This is a genomic window from Fluctibacter corallii (genome assembly GCF_025751585.1).
GTDB lineage: Bacteria > Pseudomonadota > Gammaproteobacteria > Enterobacterales > Alteromonadaceae > Fluctibacter_A > Fluctibacter_A corallii.
Genome location: NZ_JAOWKX010000004.1, coordinates 68,005 through 92,142 on the forward strand (window position 1 = coordinate 68,005; position 24,138 = coordinate 92,142).

The 24,138-nt window shown below is 44.6% G+C and carries 17 protein-coding genes and 1 riboswitch; of the genes, 6 read left to right on the forward strand and 11 right to left on the reverse strand.

Features of this window, described 5'->3' with window-relative positions:
- Positions 1-119 precede the first annotated feature (119 nt).
- Both OE749_RS08690 and OE749_RS08695 read left to right on the forward strand, forming a co-directional pair.
- Complete coding sequence (locus tag OE749_RS08690) at positions 120-740, forward strand: FKBP-type peptidyl-prolyl cis-trans isomerase (RefSeq protein WP_318527870.1); 621 nt, start codon at positions 120-122, stop codon at positions 738-740.
- Between the two features lie 237 nt (positions 741-977).
- A complete protein-coding gene (locus OE749_RS08695; RefSeq protein WP_263712057.1) occupies positions 978-2,543 on the forward strand; it encodes a SulP family inorganic anion transporter in 1,566 nt (521 codons plus the stop codon).
- Between the two features lie 190 nt (positions 2,544-2,733).
- Here the strand turns inward: OE749_RS08695 and OE749_RS08700 are convergent, their stop codons facing one another.
- The 6 genes from OE749_RS08700 to ccoG form a co-directional block, all read right to left on the reverse strand.
- The gene (locus OE749_RS08700) at positions 2,734-3,879 is read right to left on the reverse strand and encodes a hypothetical protein (RefSeq protein ID WP_263712058.1); all 1,146 of its coding nucleotides are present in this window, start codon (positions 3,877-3,879) and stop codon (positions 2,734-2,736) included.
- Positions 3,880-4,112: 233 nt separating this feature from the next.
- Positions 4,113-4,730 (reverse strand): thiol:disulfide interchange protein DsbA/DsbL, encoded by a 618-nt coding sequence (locus tag OE749_RS08705; RefSeq protein WP_263712059.1) that lies wholly within the window; start codon positions 4,728-4,730, stop codon positions 4,113-4,115.
- An 11-nt stretch (positions 4,731-4,741) separates the two neighbouring features.
- Entirely contained in the window at positions 4,742-5,365 is a 624-nt protein-coding gene (locus OE749_RS08710; RefSeq protein ID WP_263712060.1) for a thiol:disulfide interchange protein DsbA/DsbL, read from the reverse strand.
- Between the two features lie 125 nt (positions 5,366-5,490).
- Positions 5,491-7,368 carry a TonB-dependent receptor plug domain-containing protein gene (locus tag OE749_RS08715; RefSeq protein WP_263712061.1) on the reverse strand — a complete coding sequence of 626 codons (1,878 nt, stop codon included), beginning with the start codon at positions 7,366-7,368 and terminating at the stop codon, positions 5,491-5,493.
- Between the two features lie 58 nt (positions 7,369-7,426).
- A riboswitch (cobalamin riboswitch) is annotated at positions 7,427-7,663 on the reverse strand.
- A gap of 66 nt (positions 7,664-7,729) precedes the next feature.
- Complete coding sequence (locus tag OE749_RS08720; RefSeq protein ID WP_263712062.1) at positions 7,730-8,710, reverse strand: serine/threonine protein kinase; 981 nt, start codon at positions 8,708-8,710, stop codon at positions 7,730-7,732.
- Complete coding sequence (gene ccoG / locus OE749_RS08725; RefSeq protein ID WP_263712063.1) at positions 8,710-10,143, reverse strand: cytochrome c oxidase accessory protein CcoG; 1,434 nt, start codon at positions 10,141-10,143, stop codon at positions 8,710-8,712. The genes OE749_RS08720 and ccoG overlap by 1 nt, the downstream gene beginning before the upstream one ends.
- 504 nt (positions 10,144-10,647) lie before the next feature.
- Between ccoG and OE749_RS08730 the strand changes: the two genes are divergently transcribed.
- Entirely contained in the window at positions 10,648-11,010 is a 363-nt protein-coding gene (locus OE749_RS08730; protein ID WP_263712064.1) for a hypothetical protein, read from the forward strand.
- A gap of 77 nt (positions 11,011-11,087) precedes the next feature.
- On the opposite strand, the gene OE749_RS08735 is transcribed toward OE749_RS08730, so the two are convergent.
- The 4 genes from OE749_RS08735 to OE749_RS08750 are packed head-to-tail and all read right to left on the reverse strand — an operon-like array spanning position 11,088 to position 14,348.
- Positions 11,088-12,353 carry an ATP-binding protein gene (locus tag OE749_RS08735; RefSeq protein ID WP_263712065.1) on the reverse strand — a complete coding sequence of 422 codons (1,266 nt, stop codon included), beginning with the start codon at positions 12,351-12,353 and terminating at the stop codon, positions 11,088-11,090.
- A gap of 3 nt (positions 12,354-12,356) precedes the next feature.
- On the reverse strand, positions 12,357-13,061 hold the full coding sequence (locus OE749_RS08740; RefSeq protein ID WP_263712066.1) for a response regulator: 705 nt from the start codon (positions 13,059-13,061) through the stop codon (positions 12,357-12,359).
- Positions 13,062-13,442 carry a DUF3019 domain-containing protein gene (locus tag OE749_RS08745; protein ID WP_263712067.1) on the reverse strand — a complete coding sequence of 127 codons (381 nt, stop codon included), beginning with the start codon at positions 13,440-13,442 and terminating at the stop codon, positions 13,062-13,064. It lies immediately after the preceding gene.
- Between the two features lie 12 nt (positions 13,443-13,454).
- Entirely contained in the window at positions 13,455-14,348 is an 894-nt protein-coding gene (locus OE749_RS08750) for a MipA/OmpV family protein (RefSeq protein WP_263712068.1), read from the reverse strand.
- A gap of 174 nt (positions 14,349-14,522) precedes the next feature.
- On the opposite strand from OE749_RS08750, the gene OE749_RS08755 reads away from it, so the two are divergent.
- From OE749_RS08755 to OE749_RS08765, 3 genes are all read left to right on the forward strand, one after another.
- Complete coding sequence (locus tag OE749_RS08755) at positions 14,523-16,625, forward strand: beta-propeller domain-containing protein (RefSeq protein WP_263712069.1); 2,103 nt, start codon at positions 14,523-14,525, stop codon at positions 16,623-16,625.
- Positions 16,626-16,780: 155 nt separating this feature from the next.
- The gene (locus tag OE749_RS08760) at positions 16,781-17,314 is read left to right on the forward strand and encodes a DUF3016 domain-containing protein (RefSeq protein ID WP_263712070.1); all 534 of its coding nucleotides are present in this window, start codon (positions 16,781-16,783) and stop codon (positions 17,312-17,314) included.
- A gap of 400 nt (positions 17,315-17,714) precedes the next feature.
- A complete protein-coding gene (locus tag OE749_RS08765) occupies positions 17,715-22,250 on the forward strand; it encodes an ExeM/NucH family extracellular endonuclease (protein ID WP_263712071.1) in 4,536 nt (1,511 codons plus the stop codon).
- Positions 22,251-22,342: 92 nt separating this feature from the next.
- On the opposite strand, the gene OE749_RS08770 is transcribed toward OE749_RS08765, so the two are convergent.
- Positions 22,343-24,103, reverse strand: a complete 1,761-nt coding sequence (locus tag OE749_RS08770) for an acyl-CoA dehydrogenase family protein (RefSeq protein WP_263712072.1) — start codon at positions 24,101-24,103, stop codon at positions 22,343-22,345.
- Between the last annotated feature and the right edge of the window lie 35 nt (positions 24,104-24,138).

Genomic DNA, 24,138 nt, shown 5'->3' on the forward strand with positions numbered 1-24,138 from the left:
AAGTTATTGGCAATGCATTTTTTAAATGCCACCAATACGAACGTGATAACAATCTCACCACACTAATGCGAATCTGTGTGTTACACTTCGCGCACATTTTTAAAAAGAAGAGAAGACTTGTGTCAGATAAATTTTCTACAGTAGAGCTACAAGCTAGCTACGGTATTGGTTACCAAATGGGCCAGCAGGTTATGTCTAATCCGTTCGAAGGCATCGATTTAGATGCGCTACAGGCAGGTATTGCTGATGCGTTTAATCAAGTTGCCCCTCAAGTTGACAACGACACGCTAGGTGCAGCATTCGGTGAAATTCACAAGCGCATGCAAGCAGCAAAAGAAGTGCAGTTTAAAGCGGCTATCGAAGAAGGTCAGGCGTTTTTGAATGATAACGCTAAGCGCGCAGAAGTGACTGTTACACCTTCTGGTCTTCAATACGAAGTACTAGAGGAAGGCCAAGGCGAAAAGCCAACAGCATCGTCTACGGTAAAAACGCATTACCACGGTACACTCATTAACGGCTCCGTGTTTGACAGCTCTTATGAGCGTGGTCAGCCAGCTGAATTCCCTGTAGGTGGCGTAATTAAAGGTTGGACTGAAGCGCTTCAGCTTATGCCTGTTGGTTCAAAGTGGCGTTTATACGTTCCACATGAATTAGCGTATGGCGAACAAGGCGCAGGCGGTGCAATCGCGCCTTATTCAACGCTTGTGTTTGACGTAGAATTGCTAGAAATTCTAGGTTAATACCTGCTATTGGGGCTGGACGTCTCCAGCCCCGATTAACCTCTTCTGACGTCTATCACTTTTTCATTGCCTATTCTCACTTCTATTATGTGACCGATACATGCCTCAATGTATGTTTTGTGCACAATTAACAATCTATTAAAAGATCTACTAAGGTAAAGCTGGTAGACTGCGCCGTTTATTTTACGCGCGGGTTTTTCTAAACCTGCATTTGGGTGATGAAGTCCGGGGAAATACATGTTTGACATATTTACCAACCGTGATAGCAACGTCAAAAATGACGTGCTGTCGGGTATTACGGTGGCATTGGCCTTAGTACCAGAGGCTGTTGCCTTCGCTTTTGTAGCGGGTGTAGAGCCAATGGTCGGCCTGTATGCTGCATTTATGATGGGGCTGATTACCTCTGCCATTGGCGGTCGACCAGGTATGATTTCTGGTGCAACGGGCGCAATGGCCGTGGTGATGGTGGCATTAGTTGCACAACATGGAGTGCAATATTTATTTGCTGCCGTCATTCTTGCGGGGATTTTGCAGATACTTGCTGGGGCTTTCAGACTCGGAAAGTTCATTCGGTTGGTGCCTTACCCCGTTATGTTAGGTTTTGTAAACGGTCTTGCGATTGTGATCTTTTTGGCGCAATTAGGGCAGTTCAAAGTCCTTGACGAATTTGGTCAGCTTAGCTGGATGCAAGGTGAGATGCTCTATCTCATGCTTGGGTTAACGTTCCTGACTATGGCAATTATCTTTTTCCTACCAAAAATTACGACCGCAGTGCCTGCTGCGCTAGTGGCAATCGTGTCTGTTTCATTGTTGGTTCATGGCTTAGATCTTGAAGCCAGAACAGTCATTGATTTCGTGCGTGATATGGTGCCAGCAGAACAAAAGGCGACGGTTTCATTAGCCGGTGAACTGCCTTCATTTGCCATTCCGATGGTGCCGTTTACCCTTGAAACACTCTACATCGTGCTGCCAACCGCGGTGATATTGGCATTGGTTGGGTTGATTGAGTCGCTATTAACGTTGTCGTTAATTGATGATATGACTAATACGCGTGGTCGTGGCAACAAAGAGTGTGTAGGTCAGGGTGTCGCTAATACTGTTAATGGCTTCTTTGGCGGTATGGGTGGTTGTGCCATGATTGGCCAAAGTATGATTAATATCAATTCAGGTGGGCGAGGGCGCTTGTCAGGTATTACCGCAGCGTTGGTGTTGCTGGGCTTTATTCTATTTGCTGCCCCGTTAATTGAAATGATCCCACTTGCAGCGCTGGTTGGCGTAATGTTTATGGTAGTTATTGGCACGTTTGAGTGGGCGTCGTTCCGAATTATTCGTGGTGTGAACAAAGAAGATGCTTTTGTATTGTTCTTAGTGACCGGGGTAACGGTAATTGCTGATTTGGCCATCGCGGTTGTGATTGGTGTGATTGTGTCTGCGCTGGTCTTTGCGTGGAAACATGCGACCCATATTCACGCTCGTACGCATACCGATAAAGACGGTTGGAAAGTGTATGATCTTGAAGGGCCACTGTTTTTCGGTTCAGTTTCCCATTTTAAAGACTTGTTCGACCCGCAAAGCGATCCGCAAGACGTAGTGATTGATTTTGATGAGTCACGTATATGGGATTCTTCAGGCTTAGATGCGATTGATAACCTAGCAGCAAAATATGATGATTTGGGGAAAACCCTTCACATTCGTCATATTAGTGAAGAGTGTCGTGCGTTACTGAAGCAAGCTCAACGTCATGTTGAAATTAACGTGAACGAAGATCCTCGCTATCGAATCGCGACAGACAAGTTAGGCTAACACTTTACACTAACTCGAGTCCCATCCATTATCGTGCTAATGTTTGCCGAGATACACCCACGTATCTCGGCATAAGCACAGTATAATAGACACTCACTGTACTACGCAGTGAGTGCCTGCTTACTTACCTTGATGTTTTTAGTCTATCGTTTTGTTTTTACTTTGCGTGTAAACGTACTTGCTGCATTCTTTACTCAGGCCGTCTCTGTCTTTGCCAGTTTTTCAATACGTTTCTCGTGCGCGCTATTGCATCATCATGGGTGATTGCTGCGAGTGATGTAACATCACAAAAAGCGTGTTGGGTCATCCACATGGGTAACACGTTAGTAATATTGCTGTTAGCAGGCGAAGTGGGCGGAAGTGATGGAAGTAAGTGTGGCATGAACTCTACTATCGGATCCTTATAGAGGTTACTGTTAAGTGTCGAAAACTGGTTCGACAATCGGTCTTTTTGATGTTGAGACAGCGTGTTGCCTTGTGTTACTTGAATATTTTCTTGAATAAAGTAATAAAAAACTTGTGCGTCGTTATCTAAAGGTTCGCTTTCCAGCGTGCGATCAAGCCGTTGCTTCAGTCGAATAAACTTGTTGGTATTGCCCTGCATTGAATACGTTAACAGTAGGTTTAGCCCCGCTTTAATGTAGTCAGCACGCTGCGCCCCCTCGTAAAATGCATCCATAGAGGCTCTAAAGTGGTAAGCGGCAGTGTCGAAGTTGCCATTTCGTAAGGCAGCAATAGCTAGCAGGTTATCAACAATGCCCGCGAGAGGTGCAGGTAAGGTGGTGTGTGTTTCATTTTTTAATATCGTTAAAATATCTCGACTGAGCTTGTTATTGATGGGAGATGAGAGGCTGACGTAGTCAGAGGCAATAGAGAGTAGCATCGCGTGCGGTGAGTAATGAGCAGGAATATACTCTAACGCACACCAATAGGCGACAATTGATTGAGAATGTCTACCAATATGACGAAACAAATGGCCGGAATAACCCAAGAAACGAAAAATGTCAGTATTGTTTTTCGTTTCAGGCAGCAATTCTGATACAGCGCTTAATGCGCTTTCCATTTCATCAGTGAGTGATAAGCGACTTGCAACGCTGGCATATTGCAACCACCATTGTATTTTTTCTGGGTGGGATGCGGTTTGTAAATATGTACTGTGTTGGCGAAGTAGAGCAATAGATTTGGCGGGATAAATAGAAGCGTTACGTTTTATTTCGTCGAATACAGAGGCCAGATTGGTGGGCGTGTTGAACGCATGGCTGACGTGACTGGTCATGAACGTGAGAAGGGCGATAAGTATCGCTAATTGCCTTCGCTTTTGTTTTACAAACTGCACTGTTGAACCTATTTCAATAACGTCGATAGCTCAAAGATGAATCGTATTATACAAATGTAATTCAAAAATTACATCGGTGTAATTAAGTAATTACAGTTTAGATGGCTGCATACGAAACACGCGTATTATGTTGTATCGCTTAAGATCTATTGCTGAGCCTTTGAACTCATCGAGATACTGCGTTTTAGGCATTAAAAAAGGCGCAAATGCGCCTTTTTTACTAAAGGGGGAGTTTACTTCTGAGATGTTAGCCAAATTACCGCTTCAACGATTTCGTCAGGCGTCATATCTCGTGTAATTTTAAGGCGGTACTTTCCGTTAATAATAAAAGTTGGAACGCTGCGTGTACCCGCTACACGTTTTTTATTCATATTGAACTGGCTTTTAATTCCAAAGCTTTTTGCGAGCTTCTTCATCTTGTCTACATCGCCACCCGCGTTAGCGTATATTTCATACAGCGCGTCGATTGAGTCAGGCTTCGTTCCATTTTTATGAATGGCATCGAACAGTGCCTGATTAAAGCGTTCTTCATCTTTCATTGCTCTTGCCGCTAGCATGAGCAGTGTCGCATCATTTTGAGTTTGGTTGTCGGCATAGGCTAAAAAGTCAACGTGTGCTTTAACGAATTTAACATCGTCAGGCAAGGTGGACTTGATTTGCTTTGCCAGTGGTTCAAATCGGAAGCAACTAGGACACCAAAAGGAGAAGATCTCCATCACTTCTTTCTTTTTTGTCGCTTTTTCACTAATTACGTCGTAATGGGTGCCTTCTTCCCACTTAGCATTCGCGAGTGTTGAAAAGCTAAGAACCATTGCCATCACTACAAGTGAGATATGTTTTATTTTCAGCATGAGTGTATTCCTTAGCTTAGCTTAGTTAGCCATACGATAAGCTCAACAAAGTCGTCTGGTGTCATGTCTCTTGTGAACTTCGCTTTGTACTTACCATTGACAATAAACGTAGGAACCCCCTGAAGGTTACGTTTAAATTGATCAACCTTTTTGTTGTTTTGCAGAATTTTGCTGTTCACTGAAAAGCTTTTGGCTAACTTTTCAAGTTCTGCTTCTTCAACTCCATTGACAATAAAGCTGCCACGTAAGTCTTCAAAGCGGGTAATGTTACCGCGCTGGATGTGAATAAACTGAAATATCGCCGTGTTAATTGCTTCTTCTTTATTAAGTTCACGGCCAATGATCATTGCACGCGTCACTGAGTCTTGGATTTCCTTTGATGTGAAACCCATAAAGTTGACGTGTACTTTGTCAAACTTTACGTCTTCAGGGAGTGCTTTTTTAATGTCTCCAACAATGGGTTCAAATTGGAAACAATGGGGGCACCAAAATGAGAAAAATTCGGTGACCACAGGAGCATCTGTTGCTTTATCTGCAATGATCTCGTAGTGCTCTCCTTCTTTCCATTGTTCTACAGCGCAAGCTTGCAAAGAGAATAGGCAGGCTGCGATGAATAAGCTAAACAGTTTTTTCATTATTTACTGACTTCCGTATTTCAAAGAGGGATGAAGGTTAACACAGCTAATCGGTAAATAGGTATACCCAAAGATAGGATATGCGGTTAATTCCCGCAGACGAAAGATAGTCTGCGGGCTCGTTGCTAGAACTGGTAAGTCGCGCCTACGTAGATGTTTCGCCCCGCGGTGTTGTAACCTAGAACTTCGGTATAGGCTCTGTCAAACGCATTATTCACACGCGCTTGAATAGACACATTGTCTGACGGTGAGTAACGCGCGGTTAGGTCAAATACATAGATATTACTTAACGCTTCTCCACCGATTCCCTGCGCGATACGAGATGCTTTTACAAATCCATTCACTGATACCTTGCCGTCTAACCATGTTGTTAGCAAGCCTAGGTGGGCACTATGCTTTGGTCGCCTGATACGAGGTTGACTTTGGTTATCAGTGGCTTTGTTGTAGGTATAGTTGGAGTGCAAGGTAATTTGGTTGCTTAGTTCCCACTCTAATGACGCTTCATAACCTTTTGATTGGCTACGACCCGGTTGCTGTAGGTAACCTTGATGGCTAATGCCGTCATAGTAGATTTCGTTTTCGATGTCTTGCTTGAAGTAGGTCAAGGCTAACATCAATGTGTGTTGGTGCGAATAAATAACGCCAGCGTCAATACTTTCACTAAGCTCTTCGTCTAATTGTAGGTCTTTTGCCGCACCCCAAGCAAAATCAGAAAGGTTGTAGTCTTGCTCGTATAAGCTCGGCGCACGAAATCCGGTACCTTTGCTGGCTTTAAATGTGAGTGTATTTCTGTTGTCTAATTCATGTTTGTACGATGTGCCGAAGCGGTAGCTGGTATGTTCGCCGAATGAGTCGTTATTGTCGTGGCGCAGACCTGCGTTAAAATACACGTCTTTGTATGCTTCTGTTACTGATTCAATAAATGCGCCTCGCTGATAACGATGCGTGTTGGCTTGTTGGTTTTCTTGTTTTTCTATGTCGCCGCCAAATAGGAAGGTCGTGCCAAAAGCGTTAACCTGTCCGGCATAGTCGAACTGGGTTATCGCTCCTTCATTTCCGAATGAGAATAGATTATTACTATGAAAATCGCGGGTGATATCGGTTTTGGCAAGTGCTATTTGGTGCTGTTGCGTGTCCCATTTTCCTTCTAAAGAAGCGCGGGCTGTTTTCCCATCAAACCGACTTTCACAGCGATTAATTTGCGCGAAGGTTATATTATCGTAACAACCATCGTATTCAGATTCCGCATCTGTACTGCGCACAACAAATCGTGCTGTTAGGTGATCAGTTATAAAGGCAGACCCCGTGATATGCACGGTCGTATTGTCGTATCCGTCTTTTTCGTTACTGGTATCATCTTTACGTGCATTAAAGCCATCAGTTGATAAATCTGACACTGATAGGCTAAGCGTACCCGATTGACTACCTGCAATAAGGTTGGTGTTTATGTGTTGCGTGTCGTCGCTGCCTAATTCTAGGTGAAGCTGTCCGTTTACACCGTCATGTCTATCGTAGCCTCTGCTGAACATTGAGATAACGCCCCCAGCATCAGCGCCATAGGCTAACCCTTGTGCCCCTCTTAATATTTCTACGCGAGAAATTTGATTAGTAAGAATATCATCAAAAATGGGGCTGACTTGTGGCGCTGTTGGGTCAGCAATTGCGATGCCATCGAGGTAAAGCTGAGTTCGATACCCCTCTTCTCCTCGAATACGAACGGTCGTGTTCTTACCGACTCCTCCAGCATTGCTTACATTCACACTGGTGGCAGTGTTTAGAATATCTGCAATGGAAATATAACCCAGTGCGTCAATATGATCGGCAGTAATGATCTGCACGCTGGATGTAATGGCCTCTACCGGCATCGCTGTTTTTGAGGCGACAACTGTGATTTTTTCGATCGCTTGGCTACTTTCGTGAGTTGCTACTTCAGATAATGCTGGGTTGCTAGTTGCTGAAAGAAATGCAGCACATAGCGCCACATGAATGGAAGTGTGTTTCATAATTTAGTTTACTCTTACCGATGCTCCACCCGAGCATCAAAAAACAGAATCCAACCAAAGAGTCGGGGCGACTAAGGCCGGTATCCGGGCTCATAAGTAATTTTTACGCAGTTACCGCCTTCCCACTCGTTACAAGCAGTGGCGTAGATAGCAGGTGTTATCAGTGTGTAACTGTTTGACTTATTTACCGTTGCGGGGGCAGCACCAGAGTTGTGTAAACGCACTGGTTTCCCGATTATCCCTTTTTATATACTTGCTAGTTATAAAAATGGGCACCTTAGCAGTAGAGGATTATAAAAGGAGTGGTAAAAAAAACGCAATCTTTAGTGGGTTTTCTCTTTCCACTCCGTAAAAGTCATAATTAGTAGCCAAGCTTGAGCGCAGGCTCATTAAGCGCTGCAAGTTGTTCTTTCAGCGCCAAGATTTGCTGCTCCCAATATTTATTATCTGCAAACCAAGGAAAGGCCTGAGGGAAGGCAGGGTCGCTCCATCGTTTCTCTAACCATGCCATATAGTGAATCATGCGCATTGCACGAAGCGGTTCGATTAATGGAAGTTGCTCTGTCGGAAAGGTGGCAAATTCTTCGTATGCTTCAGCAATGGTATCAAGTTGAAGGAGTTGATTTGAACGCTCACCCGATAACATCATCCAGATATCCTGAATGGCGGGACCCATTCTACAATCGTCTAAATCTACGAAACTAGGGCCATCGCGCCATAAAATGTTGCCGGGGTGGCAATCACCATGGAGCCGAATAGACGGTACTGAGGTGAACCGTGCCTTGGTCTCTTTGGCGACGTGCTCAAGTACACTAAAAAACGCATCATGCAGCTGAAGGGGAACCAGTTCAGAGTTCGCAAGTGCCTGTATGGGTTCATCAATGTATTGCGCGAGAGTCACTGAAGGGCGGAAGCGAAAGGCATTGGCTTTCGCGACATTGTGCATTCTGCCAATGAATCGCCCCATCCATTCCAGTTGATCTAGATTATCGACTTCAAATTGCCTGCCGCCTACCGAAGGGTACAAAGCAAAGCGGTACCCTTCAAAGTGGTGTAGCGATTGTCCGTCAAACGTCAGTGGCGCAACAATGGGAATGTCATGCGACACTAATTCTTGCGCAAACTGATGTTCCTCTTGGATTTGTTCATCACTCCAGCGTTGGGGGCGATAGAACTTAACAACAAGCCTTGTACTTTTATCATTTACGGTGGCGGCAAATTGATAGACGCGGTTTTCATAACTGTTGAGCGCAAGTAAGCCAGATTCAACGAAAATAGGAAGCGACTCAATGGCATCCAAAATTAGATCCGGCCCTAACTGACCAAAATTAAATTGAGACATTAGCGATAGATAAACTTCACTTCTTCAGACACCATAACACCCTCAGATGCATCTCCCGTTGCACTAACAGAGAAACGAAAAACGGTTGTCATGCCATCTAGATTATAAGGATCCACAGCTACACTAATAGGTAAGTTAAGTACTTCACCGCCCTCTACCGTCACTTGGTTTTCTCCAATATAGCGGGCGTCAGTCAGTCCATCGATTTGAATAAGGTAACTCTGTGTGTGCTGTGATTTATTCAGAACCTTCAGAGTGTATACATTTTCGATGAGTCCGTCACTGGTTTCTCGATATAGGGCATTTCGGTCTCTGATGATGTCAATTTCTAGCGGTACCCGACTTACTACCTCATAAACGAACAATCCCACCATCACGGCAAGTACAACGGCGTAGCCGATCAACTTTGGCCTGAAGACTTTGACTTTCCCGCCAGATAACGCGGTTTCAGAGGTATAACTGATAAGCCCTTTTGGGTAATTCATTTTTTCCATGACGCCATTACAGGCATCAACACAGGCTCCGCAATTAATGCATTCGTATTGGAGGCCATTACGAATATCTATGCCAGTTGGACACACCTGCACGCACAAATAGCAATCGATACAGTCGCCAAGCCCTTTATCTTTGAGTTCTTCATGCTTAAGTTTGCGAGGGCGAGGGCCTCGGCCTTCACCACGATTGGGATCGTATGAAACGGTGAGGGTATCACGATCGAACATGGCGGCCTGAAAACGTGCATAAGGGCAAATATGCGTGCACATGATTTCTCGCATCCAGCCCGCATTACCGTAGGTACACAGTGTAAAAAACCAAACAGAGAACACAGCCCAAAAGCCCGCCTCAAAGGTGAAAAATTCAATAAATAGTGCATCAATAGGTGTAAAATAGCCCACAAACGTCAGAGACGTTAGCAGCGCGACCATTACCCAAGCGATGTGTTTTAACGATTTGCGCCAGAACTTGTCAAAGTCCATCTTGCGTTCATCAAGTTTGATGCGTTTGTTTCGGCTGCCTTCTATTTTTTCTTCAAACCAAATATAAATGTATGTCCAAGTGGTTTGCGGACACATAAAGCCACACCAAACCCGCCCGGCAAATGTGGTCACGAAAAAGAGTGCGAAGGCGCTAATAATGAATAACCAAGCCAATAAGGTGAGATCTTGTGGCCAAAGGGTTAGTCCAAAAATATTGAAACGTTGCTCGCCAATATCTAATAAAATCGCTTGTTGACCGTTATATTGAAGCCACGGCAGTACGGCAAACATAGCTAAAAAGAATAAACCAAAGAAACGTCTGAATGTTTCCAGCGCTCCCTTCACTTTACGTACATAAATTTGGCTACGCGGACGGTAGCTATTGTCGTGCTTTTTCGGATCGGGTTTGTGAACCTTAACAGGGGTCACATCTTTAATCGGAATTTGGTCATTCATTCTGTGGTCCTATTACAGCCTGTGGTACAACCGGGGTCGTCCATGAAATCAAAAGGTTTCGATTCGGAACGTTGGCGAGTATACCAACGTTTGGCACCTAATGTCTTAATCTAAAACAATTTCTGCGTTTATACGGCATGCCATAGTGTAAACGAAGGTGCGCAACTTTGCTCCTGCTGCGAATAATAAGTATACGTTGGCTATATCTAGTATTGATTTGATCTTGATCAGAGTGTGTGAGTCTTATTGCGTGCGATGGAAAAGAAAATGGGAATTCGTATTTACATGTATACGTTAACGTTACTTGCGTTTTACGATTGTTTTCGTTGTACCTTATTCTCAGGCCTCAGTTTTACGGCGCCTTCAAAAGAACGGGTGTTATTCAGATATATTATTAAACACCTATTTATTATCGTAAATAATACGAAAAGGTGTTCTTTTGCACATTTTACTTTAATATTGTTGTTTAGTGAGAGACACCCACCTTTATCAATTTAGCTATCTATGTGGAAAAGTTTTGTAATCCTCGTTGAAATTCTTATCTTCGTTTGGCTGATACGTTCGCCGTTTGTTCAATATTTATTTGGTGATATTCACGACAGTGTGTCGAACTGGATGATTGAAGTATCGGAGATTGGCGAAAAGAAAATGCTTTCATCTCTGGAAGGGGCTATTTACGTTGGTTTACCGAACTTGAAAGGGTATCAGAAACGGTATTTTTCAGAGGTATTGTCGAGTACAGAGTCCGTTAATAAATTTTATAAACACTATTGTATAGGCGGTGATATTAATCCGAATATTCAAGGTGCGGAACTACGTTATGTGTGTACGCAAATGAGCCAAAGTGACGTACTGGCTGTAAATTGAGGAATCGCGCTAGTTCACTTCGCTTCAGGTTAAGGCTAGCAGCAGAGCTGGTGTGGTGACGGCTTAAAATCAACCGATTACCTTGCTGTCGTTACTCTCTTGGGGAGGCTTAACACGAAACAGGCTCCCCCTAATGACGAGGACGCTACAAAGCACGCTCCTTTATGCCACTCCATTATTCGTTTTACAATCGCCAATCCGAGTCCTGCGCCTCCGCGATGTCTATTGCGGCTTTGGTCTGGGCGATAAAAAGGCTCAAATACTTTCTCTCGGAGCGTGATATCAACCCCTTCACCATCATCTTCAACATGAATCTGATAGTGATCTTTTTCTTCTTTAATCTGAACGATTACGCGAGAGTGTGCATGACGACATGCGTTTAGTAATAGGTTGTCTAAGGCACGCTCAATAAAGTGGCTGTCAGCACTGATAGTAATTGAGTGTTCAGACACCTCTTTAGTGCTGGGCTGAAACTGTACCGATGTATTAGATTTCATTGACTCAGGAATATGTGCAATACGTGTTTCGCATAATTGCTGCAAAGGAATATCCGTAATATTCATTTCGGGAACCTGAGCATCAATCGACGTATAGCCAAGCATTTCTTCAACAAGCTTTTCTAATTCTTTGACATCGTCTTGCATCGCAAGAGTTTGAGGGCCTTGTTCAGATTGCAATGCTAAGGCGAATTTTAAACGCGCCAATGGTGTGCGAAACTCGTGGGCCACCGCGCCAGTGAGTTCTTGCTGTGAACGAATGAGCAGTCTGACTTTTTCACTCATACTGTTGATGGCTGATGCGATACTAAATATCAATGAGTTTTTGCTGACTTCGGCTTTAGCAAGCGAACCATCGGGTTGAACGTTTTCAGCAATGGATTTTAGGTAATCAAGATCTTTCCATAAAGGTCTGACCCAAATGAAAATAATTAAACCAAGTAGCAGATAAAATACAGCGCTGTAAATCAGCAAAGTGCCTTGTTTAGGCACTGCTCGTGCAATCTCGACTTCAATGATTTGCGTCGTGTTGAGCTGCAAGTAAATTAACGCATTGCCCTCTTCTTCATACAGAATGAGCGGTTTTCGTTGGGCGAGAATTTTATTGTCTTCCTCACGCCAAGCAATGTCATCGATATTAAATATATGGTAAGGCGTGCCAGATACGGTAAGTAGCGAAGGCAAGTCGTCTGTTTGCGTCTGGTGCGTGCTAAGTATTTCCGCAATTGTCTCTATTTGTGGATTACTCGACTGAGTATCATCAAAAAACAGCGGCTCGAGTACTGCGCTTAGCCCAATGAGTGCAATTGCAAGAAACACATATAAGCTAAGAAATAAACGTGTCACTGGTTAATCCCATGCGTCAGGCACAAAAAAGAAGCCTTTGCCCCATATAGTTTTAATTCTAAAAGGGTGTTGCGAATTGTCATGAAGCTTTTTTCTCAACCGAGATATACGCACATCGGCAGATCTGTCTAGGCCATCGTATTCTCGACCAATTAACTCTCGATAGAGGACTTCCCTTTCCACCAGTTGCGAGGCATTGCTGGCTAATTTCCACAGCATATCGAACTCATGGCTGGTCAATGAAATATTCTCGTCGCCGAGGGTGACGAGTCGAGAGTTTTTATCAATGTGAAGGGTGCCAAAGGTGAGAGAGTGGGACTCAGATAGTGGATGAATGTCAGGATGCGTTGCAGCACGTCGTAACAAAGCATTAATTCGCGCCAGCAAAACACGCGGTTCAACGGGTTTAATAATGTAATCGTCTGCCCCGAGCTCTAACCCCAATACTTGGTCAAAATCGCTGCTTTTGGCTGTCATGAAAAGCAGTGGCCCATGAAATTCATTACGGATCTTTTTACATAGTGAAAACCCATCCTCGCCGGGTAACATTACGTCCAATAGAATAATATCGGGCTGAGTACTCGCAACGACGTGACCTAAATTCGCGCCATCATTCTGACACGCCACCTCAAAGCCTTGTTCCCGCAAAAATGTAGCAATTAATGTTTGTAGTCGAATATCATCTTCAACGATAAGTATGGTTTTCATTTAGAAGACGCTCCAAGGCTGTTTGATTCTGCGGCGTGTGTTGGCGATATGCCTGACTTTGATGGTCAATGGATGAGTAAGAATAGGTATTCCAGAGGAGTCAATGAGGGTTAAGTCAATGTTGTGTGAAAAAGTAACGGTAGTGCCAAGTTGGCGCGTGTTTTCTGTTAAGCATTGGAGTTTTTGCTTGCCTTGATATAGGCAATAGTCTCCTGGTGCTAAATGACCAAACTCTATATGAATATCCATGCGGCAGCGATCTCCAACATTTCGAGAGATACAAATTGATGGTTTCACCTTCCATGTTGGAGATTGCGCAAAAAGAGGAGAGGGAAATAACACTATGCAGGCGGCAATCAGCAAACATCCAATTTTTTGCAATCCTGACTCCTGTTAAAACCGGTACGCAACACCCAAAAAGGCGCTTCTGATATTATTGTCTTTTATTAAAGGGCTGTCGGATAAACTTGCGTGAAGGCGCTGATAGCTAAACATGCCCAGAATCGCCCAATTTTCTGATAGCGGTCTGGATGCAGTGATTCCCACACGCGGCTGCCAACCTGAATCCACGTTATAATGATAACGAAAATCCAGTCCATCTCGTTCATCTATGCCGTAGTAATAGTCAAGTAACTTACTACTTTTCCAGATAATGTCCACATTTGCAGAAAGCTTCCATTCACTTATCTGCCAATGTTGACGGTAATGTAAAGAAAATTTACCGCCGTTATGCACTGAAAGGGCATCATGCTGATACGCAATTTGCCATTCTTTTTGCTTCAGAAAATAGTGAATACGTAGGCCGGCATTCATCGTCCAGTCTCGGCTCGCGACATCATCTTTCGAAACGTCAAATTGGGTGCCTTCATCGTCGTTTATATTGGGGAGTTCATGCAAACCCGACGTAGACATATTGGGCAGAGCAAAGACGTTAGCAGGGTGGCGAAAACTGAAAAATGCGCGCTCGGTGTCGGGCGTAACGAATCCTTCAATAGCCATGCGTTTGGATAACTGAAGTTGATACCCCAGTTCGCCATTATCAAAATAAAACGCTTCCCCATACCAAGCAATATCGGGAATGAGAAGCAGTGGGATGTTGTCGCCGTCGAACAGTGGGTTTGTTTTGACGCCAATCCCCATTGCTACCCCTAACTGCCACTCGTGGGTGGTAACATTCACCTCGTCAGAAGCCACCACAGATGCGTATTCTTCTGCGTAAATGTGGTTACCAATAGGGATACTGGCAATCATTATGTACAGCGCTATGCCTATGAAAAACTTAGTCAATCAACTTCTCATTTAGCTAAATCTTGCTATAGATTACCAGACCTTGAGGAATGTCACAGTACAGGGTTACAAATATTCACATTTCGTATTATTTTGTTGCTGATTTGTAAAAAGCGCACATCTACTATTGAGGCAGTGAAGCAATGAGTGAAATGCGAACATAAGGAAACGGTGATGAACACAAACAACGTGCAATTTCCAAAAACGAAAATGTCAGCACTGGTAATTGCGATAGGCGTCATGCTTTCTGGCTGCGGCGGTTCCGGTGATGGTGATGTTACAGCCACGCCTCAACAACCCGTGCAGCCTGATCCTCAAACTAAGCCGCCAGAAGTAAAAGCGCCAAAGGGCTTTGCTGGAGAGTTGGTCAAGGCTGGCGAGGAAAAAGTCAGTCAGTATCTTAAAAATGGAGTATATGCCGCCACATTAGGTCTAGGGCAGCCCCGTTTTGAAATTACAGCCACCCCAGAAGCGGCGCTCGGTGATGCCGGTAGCGTGTCGAGCACAAACACACAAGAAGCGGGAGTGGATGAAGCAGATCGCATTGAATATGACGGAAATTTTCTCTACGTCGCCACGTCATCCTCTTGGAGTGAGCAGGGTAGAGAGCCCGCTAAAGTGAAAGTCATGGCAAGGAAAGCGGATTATTCGTTGGCGGAAGTGTCTTCTCTTACCTTGCAAAATGAACAACTAGAAATTGAAGGTTTATATCTGCATAAAGACCGACTAGCGGTTATGGCTGCGTCTTTTCCAATTTATCCGCTTGCTGCGATTGGCATTGAACCTTGGGCTCCTGGAAAAGCCGCAGTGAGCATGGGGGTGTTTGATGTAACGACCCCATCATCTAGCCAAGACGTTATGCAAATGGATATCGATGGGTGGTTACTTGGCTCTCGCCGTATCGACAATCAATTATACGTGGCAACCAGTTATGTGCCTGCCATTGACGATATTAAGCCTTTTCCTGAAACTGACGAAGAGAAAATTGCGGCGTATGAGGCCATTCGCAGTGTATCAGACGATGCCTTAATGCCAACTATGACGGTAAATGGTGTGACTTCACCAATGAATGCCGTATCAGATTGCTATATTCCTGCTAACGCAGACGAACAAGATGGTTATGGGCAGCTGCTTACGATCACTCGAATCAATATGTCTCAGCCAGATGATAGAGAGTCGATATGTTTGAGTATTCAGGCATCCATGTTGTACATGTCAGCTGAGAATGTTTATTTGGCGTCGGATGTTGAAGGAAGCACGGCTTTTCACAAAATTGCGCTAAACGGGTTAACTTACGAAGCGTCGGGAATGGTGAAAGGGCAATTGGGTTGGCGTGGTGCGCCTAATCTTCGCGTTGATGAAGAGCAGGGGATGCTGCGCGTAGTGTCTACTGACTATCAAGGAGATACGCCTTCCCACCGTCTAACAGTATTACAGCAAAATGGAACTACGTTAGACGATGTTGCTGTATTGCCTAATGCGCAACAACCTGAAGCGATTGGCAAGCCAGGGGAAGATGTGTATGCGGTTAGATTTATGAACGACAAAGCGTATATCGTCACCTTTGAACAAATAGATCCCTTATACGTAATTGATTTGAGCGTACCTGATCAGCCGTTTGTCGCAGGTAGTCTGGAAATACCCGGTTTTTCAAGCTATTTGCACCCTATGGAGAATGGATTGTTGCTTGGTGTGGGGCAGGAAGTGGAAATTCCTTCCTCTGGAAACCTTGCGACGAATGGCGACCCAGACGATGTGTCTAATGATGATGACACCACTGTGACTGACGATGTTGTGATTCTTCCAGTTAGAACAGGCGTGAAAATGAGTTTGTTTGATGTCAGAGATCCACAAAATCCAAAAGAATTGACATCCATTGTGAAAGAAAACACGTATACCCCAGTAGAATTTGATTACAAGGCACTGACGTTTACCAATACTAACGGTCAGTATCGTTTTGCGATTCCATTGGAGGCTTGGCACGTGCCAACTGAGAATCCTGATGGGCGGGCGCTGTCTTCAGATACGGATATTGCAAGATCATCTCTATTTATGAATACGCGTAATAGTCTGTTACTGCTTGAGGTGAATAGTGCAACTAAAGATCCTGTATTAGCGGAAGTTGACGAATTGGTCGCGCCGCAATCTGAAAGTGGTTACTACTTTGGTGGCTCTGACAGAAGTGTGATTCACGGTGACCATGTTTATTACGTAAGAGGGCCAGATGTGTGGCATGCCATGTGGCAGTCAGATAACAAATTAGACGGCCCTTACTAGTTTGTGCAATAGCGTTGTAAAACGCATGTTTGGGGTCACTTTGTGGCCCCTTTTTTAATGAAATGTAGGCGTAATGATACGTTCTCTTTTTTATACAAAGACAGTATTACTAGGAAATACTATACTTTGAATAAGTCAATTGAGGAGTCAGTGTTATGAGAATTACAGCACGATTTACCCTTATACTCAGCTCTCTTGTTGTGTTTTCTGTCGCTGCAAAAGCAACAGATGAGATTCAAAACGTAGAAATTAACTGGCAAAACCCAGAAAAATATACAGATATCGATGGCGCGAATGAATCCAATAAACGCTTTCGTGAGCGCACGATAAAGCAACTTACATCACATATATCTGATCTCGCAGCGACATTACCTGATGGACAAAGCCTGACAATTACCGTGACTGACGTTGATTTGGCTGGCCAAGTTTGGCCTGCATCTTTTGTAGGAATGGGAAACAGCGGCTCTGAAATTAGATTAATTAAAGATGTCTATATTCCAAGAATGGAACTGCATTATACCCTTCACGATAATACAGGGGCTGTGGTGATGGAAGACGATGTGAAATTAAAAGATATGGCTTTTAATCATAAGCTTAACCGGTATTTTGATGATGAATCATTACGTTACGAGAAAGCAATGCTCGATGCGTGGTTTAAAGATACATTTACAACGATGGCAAAGAATTAAGAGCGATAAAAATTGTTAAAGATGCGCTAAATGTTGTCTTTAGCCTTTGCTCGTTCTGCCGCTTCTCTTACTTTGCGGTTAATATTTTTTTCGTATTAAAATTCATATCAAAAAAATATTAATCATTGATGATGTATAGTGAGGTTTATTGGTTTTTGGTTTTAATTAATTGATTGTTAAGTATTAAATTTTCATTGCGGTTGCATTCTGCATATCGCTGATATCGCTTTACGTATTAAATTTTAAAATTAAATGCTGCTTTTTTAGCTAATTGACTTAAAACTGTCACAAAAACATATTAAACTCTTCCTCTATTCGACTATCCCCAAATTCGAATACATAAACCTCGCCGATAATAACAAAAATAATCGGCCCTACATTAGTCATGGTAGGAGAGACTATGAAACGTAGTGTTCCAGCATTGCTGGCGCTCGCGTGTGCCTATTCTGTACAAGCAAGCGACATCATCATAACGGGGGTAGTGGATGGCCCACTGTCCAGTGGTACCCCAAAAGCCATAGAACTTTTTGTCATTAACGATATTGCTGACTTAAGCCAATGCGGTATTGGTTCTGCCAATAACGGTCAGGGTTCTGATGGTCAGGAATTCACATTTGATGCAGGCGCAGCATTAGCTGGCACCTACTTATATGTTGCATCAGAAGCACCTAATTTTACCGCGTTCTTCGGATTCGCTCCGAATTTTACTACCTCTGCTGCGTCAATCAATGGTGACGATGCAGTCGAACTATTCTGTAATAATACCGTTGTTGATGTGTTCGGCGATATTAACGTCGATGGTACAGGTCAAGCATGGGATCATCTCGATGGCTGGGCATACCGTAATAGCAACTCTGCGCCTAACGCTGGTGTGTTTAACGTTGCTGAATGGCAGTTTAGTGGTACAAATCAACTTGATGGTGAAACACAAAATAGCACAGCGGCTAACCCATTTCCGTTACAACAGTTTGCTGATGGAACAACCGGCGACAACGGTGGCGGCAATGATGGCGGCGACAATGGTGGCGGTAACGGCGGCACAGATCCGGGTACTAACGCCCCATGTTTCAATTGCCCAACCTTAGACAAAATTAAAGATGCCAACACCTTCGACGATACGGCCTACTACGCGAATGTGCTTGCAGAAGTCACAGCGGGTTCCTCAACAGAGTTGATTAAAACCGCCATTAACAACGCGATTTCATCAGAACATAAAAACCTGACTTACTCTGAGGTTTGGACCGCGCTTACTGAAACAGACGTAGACCCTGCAAATCCAGATAATGTGATCTTAATGTATTCTGGCCGCTCGATGTCGAAAATGTTGAACGGAAGTGGCAGTCAAAATAACGATCCTGATAACTGGAACCGTGAGCATACGTGGCCTAAGAGTCATGGCTTTAAAAATGAAAGTCAGGAAGCGTATACTGATATTCATCACTTACGTCCCACAGATATTTCGATTAATAGTAGCCGTGATAACCTTGACTTTGATAACAGCGACAATGCGCTAACAGAAGCTCCATCAAATAAAATAGACGCTGACTCGTTTGAGCCTCGCAATGAAGTGAAAGGCGATGTGGCACGCATGATGTTTTACATGGATGTGCGTTATGAAGGACAGGGCAGTGACACAACACCTGACTTGTCGTTGGTTAACCGTATTACAGCCAACGGAGAACCGCATCTTGGCTACTTGTGTCGCTTAATTGAATGGCACAATGCTGATCCGGTAGATAACACCGAGCGTTACCGCAACAATCGCATTTACGAATACCAAGGAAACCGAAACCCGTTTGTTGATCACCCTGAATGGGTAGAAACGATATTTGGTAACCAAGCTTGTTCGCACGACGGTGGCGATGGTGGCACGGACCCAACAGATCCCACAGATCCCACAGATCCAACTGAGCCTGTTGAAGCCAAAGGCCAATTGCTGATTACAGAAATTATGCAAAACCCGACGGGCATTAGCGATTCAAATGGCGAATGGTTTGAAGTGCTAAATACCGGCGTTGCAGCTGTTAACTTAAATGGCTGGACCTTTACCGATGAGAATGCGAACACGTTCGTGATCAATCAAGATGTGATTGTACCAATGGGACAGTATGCAATTCTAGGGCGTGATGGCGATTCATCTGTAAACGGTGGGCTTACCTTTGATTACGTCTACGGTGGCGTTATGTCGCTAGGTAACGGCAGTGACAAGCTTGTTATTCTCAATGCCGATAATGAAGAAGTTGATCGCGTAGAGTGGGATAACGGTGCGACCTTCCCTGATCCTAATGGACGCTCGATGGTATTGGTAAACTATGCGGGTGATAATAACGACGGCAGCAAATGGGAACAGGCCTCAACGGATAATGCATACACAAATGCTAACTACGGTACACCGGGTACGGGAGATGCGTATTACAATCTGGTTATTACTGAAATCATGCAAAACCCGTCTAGCGTAAGCGACAGTGTTGGCGAATGGTTTGAAGTCTTTAACAGCGGCTTGATTGCTGTGAATGTCAAGAATTGGTTTATCAAAGACAAAGATAATGACAGCCATCAAATTACCACAGACGTTGTGGTACCAGCAGGTGGCTACGCAGTGTTTGCCAATAACGGTGATACGGCTGTAAATGGTGGTGTAAATGCCAATTATGTATACAGCAACGTATTCTTGGGTAATGGTACCGATGAAGTTATCTTGGCAAAAGCAGATGGAACGGTTGTCGATGAAGTGTACTATGATAACGGTTCAACCTTCCCAGATCCCAATGGCGCATCAATGGTGCTCAGCGCAGCGCAGGCTGACAATAATGTCGGCACGAATTGGGCGGCTGAATCTCAACAAAAATACGGTAACGATTATGGTACACCGGGTACTGGCACTTATGAGCAATTTGGGGCAGCGCCGGGCTTGGCTGTAGGTCAGTGTTTTGAAGAGGCAACACGTATTCACGCGGTACAGGGTTCTGGCTATCAGTCACCGTTGGCGGGTGAGTTAGTGATCCTTGAAGGTGTGGTTACTGCAGTGCGCGATAATGGTTTCTTCTTACAAGAAGAGCTGGCTGATGAAGATGGTGACGCAACGACGTCTGAAGGTATCTTCGTGGCGACCACCGACCTGCCAGCAGCCAATACCGTTGTGCGCGTAGCAGGAAAAGTTGAAGAGGTCTTCGGATTAACCTCTTTGATTGATGTGAGCGGCATGGCAGCATGTGATGCGACAGCTTCTGTTTCTACCTTCCCGCTAGACATTCCATTTGCCCATAGTGATGTACTTGAACAAAACGAAGGCATGATGGTGAGTGTAGTGGATGCGACCGTTACTAGCGTCAACAGCTTGTGGCGTTACGGTGAAGTGCAGGTGAGTGATAAGCTGAAGGTGCAACCGTCAGACAGGTTTGCGCCTAATACAGATGCATTCAATCAACTTGATGCTGAAAACAAGCGTAATCTGTTGGTCATTGAAGATAACTCTTCGGCTACTTATCCAGCGCAGTTAAGCTTCTACCCTAACTTTAGCTACCATGATGCGATTCGTGTTGCCGACACCCTCGACGCACGCGGGCCGTTAAATTACGCCTACGGCAAATTCCGAGTGAATGCGGTAGAGCCTATTACGGTGTACAGCAACCGTGTGTCTGCACCAGACGTGGATGCGGGTAATCTAAGCATCGCGACATTCAATGTATTGAACTACTTTAATGGTCAGCCCGATGGACAAGGTGGTGTGACGTTTGACTACCCTGCCAACCGAGGTGCGTCATCAATGGAAGCCTTCGTACTACAAGAAGCGCGTATCGCGCAAGCGATTGCTGATATGAATGCAGACGTAGTCGGGCTAATGGAAGTTGAAAATGATGGCTTTGATGCAGCAAGTGCCATTCAGGCATTAACACACGCGGTAAATGCCAAGCTTGAGCCCGCGAAACAGTATAGTTTCGTGATGACAGCGGATGGAAGCAAAGTGGGAACCGATGCTGTGACCGTTGGGCTGTTGTTCCGTCCTTCTGTTGTTGCCTTAAAAGGCGATGCGCAAGTAATAGAAATGCCGATTCAAACAATGCCTGATGGGTATTTAAAGCGTATGCGTCCGTCGTTGGTGCAGTCTTTCACTCACCTTGAAAGTGAGCAAGATTTTGCTTTGGTTGTGAATCACCTTCGTGCCAAAGGCAGCGAGTGTTACGAAGATACAAATAACCCGTCTAGTCAGGACGTGATTCAGGGCAAATGTAATGCGTTACGTGTATCGGCTGTAGTGAAACTAGCAGAAACCCTAGCAACCTCTGACTTACCTGAGCGTGTGATGTTATTAGGCGATATGAATGCGTATTCTGCTGAAGATCCGATTGCCGTACTCACTGAAGTGAATGCAGCTGATCGCGGTTATGACATCAAAACCGCTGAGCGTACTGAAATGGATGGCGGTGTAGCAGTGGTTGTCGACCAAGGATATGGTTATATTAATCTTGGTAAGCTTTACGACGAAAACGGTTACTCCTATTGGTTCTATGGGACTGAGCAAGTGGGCAGTCTTGATCATGCTTTAGCATCGCCAGCATTTGCTGAAGAGGTAGTAGATGCAACACATTGGGGTATTAATGCGTACGAAGCGTATCAGCTGCAATATAACCAAGCACTGGCTTACTACCCAGATGAGAAAGGCTATAACTTTGATGAAGTGGGCCCTTACAGAAGCTCAGATCACGATCCATTAGTGGTGACGGTAAATCTTCAAAAAGCGGCAGGTCTGCTAGGAGACTTCGACGGTGATGGAGATGTTGACTCGTTTGACCTTCGTCAGATGCGCATGTTGATGTTTACTGGCGGGGAGCTAGATCCGGCGTTAGATTTAGATAACGATGGCGATATCGACTTCTTCGATTATCGATTGCTCATGAAGCAATGCACGAACGCACGATGCGTCTCGAGCAACTAAAAACTTAGAATGCAGAAATAACAAAGGCGGTCGATGTGACCGCCTTTTTCGTATTTGCTTAATGAACTCGCGGTATAATGTAGCGCGGGTAATTATTGATAATCAAACTGTTCAGTGCTTGGAGTCAGTAAATCGTCGGCATCCGCCAACAAATTCGCTTTGAACACGTCTTTTCTTGGCAATAAACGTTTTAAGAAAAATGCGCAGGTATTCGATTTACCCTCTCTAAGAACAGGGTTATCGCTTTGCTGTGCTTTGTCTGCCATTGTGATCCATAAAACACCCAGAAGGCAGTAAGCGCTGTAATGCATGTAGTCGTATGCTGCACCTGCTAGTTGGGTGGCATCTTGTTTAGCGACAGCAACAGAGGTGTCATGCCATTCTTTTAACAAGGTTTGTGCTTGTGATTTTAGAGCCGCATTTTCAACAGCTTCAATCATAGAAGCAAATAGCCCATGTGTGGCAGCGAGTTTGCTGCCATTGTCTCTGGCGAGCTTGCGAGAGATGAGGTCCAGTGCTTGAATTCCGTTGGTGCCTTCATACAGCTGTGTAATTCGCGCATCACGAACGAGTTGCTCCATACCCCACTCACGAATATAACCATGGCCACCATAAACCTGAATGCCCAAGTTGCTCACTTCTGAGCCCATATCGGTCATAAACCCTTTGGCGATTGGCGTTAAGAATGCAATGACATTGCTGGCATTCGCTTTTTCTTCGTCAGATCCAAAATGTTCGATGTCCATTTGTGATGCATACAAAATCGACAATGCACGACACCCTTCGGTGAGGGCTTTTTGAGTGAGTAGCATTTTTCTGACATCAGGTTGATGTAGGATTGAATCTGCTTTGGCATCGGGGGCTTGTACACCTTGTGGTGCACGTGATTGAAGGCGTTCACGTGCGTAATTCAATGCACCTTGAAAAGACGCTTCTGCGATACCCAAGCCTTGTAAACCAACCTGAAAACGTGCGTCATTCATCATGGTGAACATGCAGGCCAATCCCGTGTGCGGTGCACCGACTAACCATCCTTTCGCGGCGTCAAAGTTCATAACCGCAGTCGGGCACGCTTTTAAGCCCATTTTCTTTTCTAAACTGCCTACCGACAACGTGTTGGCTTCGCCAGGTTGACCGTTTTCATCTACAAGAAATTTAGGCACCAAGAACAGGCTGATTCCTTTTACACCCGCTGGAGCATCTGGCAAGCGCGCAAGCACTAAGTGCGCAATATTGTCGGTCCAATCTTGATCACCGCCAGAGATAAAAATCTTGCTACCAGTAATGGCATAACTACCGTCATCGTTTGGTTCGGCTTTTGTGCTTAACAAGCTAAGGTCTGTGCCTGCCTGTGGCTCGGTTAAGCACATGGTGCCTGTCCACTCACCTGAAATCAGCTTGCTCAGGTAGGTTTGTTGTAATGCTTCATCTGCGTGTTTGGTAACGGCTAATACGGCGCTTTCCGTTAGCATACAAATCAAACGCCAACTGACATTCGCACTGTTAAGCATTTCGTGTACAGGTACGGCAATCGAGTATGGGAGTTCCTGACCATCAAACTCAGCCGACCCTAACATGGCGTTCCAGCCATTGGCTATGTATTCCTGATAGGCTTCAGCAAAGCCCTCTGGTGTTGTAACTTTGCCGTCTTTTAGGGTACAGCTTTGTTCGTCACCTTCACGATTAAGCGGGGCTATCACTTGCTCGGCAAATTTTGCACCTTGCGCGAGTACTTCGTTAACCAATTCTTTGTCTAACTCAGCGAGATTGAGACCCTGATAATGCTTTTCAAGTCCTAACCAATCGTGCAATAAGAACTGCAAGTCGGTTGTAGGGGCAGTGTACTGAGGCATGTCTAATCCTTCTTTTCACTTTGACAACTAATCCG

Excerpts from the sequence above, each read along its gene's own strand:
- OE749_RS08695 (WP_263712057.1), top strand. The coding sequence starts at position 978 with ATGTTTGACATATTTACCAACCGTGATAGCAACGTCAAAAATGACGTG.
- OE749_RS08705 (WP_263712059.1), bottom strand. The coding sequence starts at position 4,730 with ATGCTGAAAATAAAACATATCTCACTTGTAGTGATGGCAATGGTTCTT.
- OE749_RS08710 (WP_263712060.1), bottom strand. The coding sequence starts at position 5,365 with ATGAAAAAACTGTTTAGCTTATTCATCGCAGCCTGCCTATTCTCTTTG.
- OE749_RS08715 (WP_263712061.1), bottom strand. The coding sequence starts at position 7,368 with ATGAAACACACTTCCATTCATGTGGCGCTATGTGCTGCATTTCTTTCA.
- OE749_RS08720 (WP_263712062.1), bottom strand. The coding sequence starts at position 8,710 with ATGTCTCAATTTAATTTTGGTCAGTTAGGGCCGGATCTAATTTTGGAT.
- ccoG (WP_263712063.1), bottom strand. The coding sequence starts at position 10,143 with ATGAATGACCAAATTCCGATTAAAGATGTGACCCCTGTTAAGGTTCAC.
- OE749_RS08730 (WP_263712064.1), top strand. The coding sequence starts at position 10,648 with ATGTGGAAAAGTTTTGTAATCCTCGTTGAAATTCTTATCTTCGTTTGG.
- OE749_RS08740 (WP_263712066.1), bottom strand. The coding sequence starts at position 13,061 with ATGAAAACCATACTTATCGTTGAAGATGATATTCGACTACAAACATTA.
- OE749_RS08755 (WP_263712069.1), top strand. The coding sequence starts at position 14,523 with ATGAACACAAACAACGTGCAATTTCCAAAAACGAAAATGTCAGCACTG.
- OE749_RS08760 (WP_263712070.1), top strand. The coding sequence starts at position 16,781 with ATGAGAATTACAGCACGATTTACCCTTATACTCAGCTCTCTTGTTGTG.
- OE749_RS08765 (WP_263712071.1), top strand. The coding sequence starts at position 17,715 with ATGAAACGTAGTGTTCCAGCATTGCTGGCGCTCGCGTGTGCCTATTCT.
- OE749_RS08770 (WP_263712072.1), bottom strand. The coding sequence starts at position 24,103 with ATGCCTCAGTACACTGCCCCTACAACCGACTTGCAGTTCTTATTGCAC.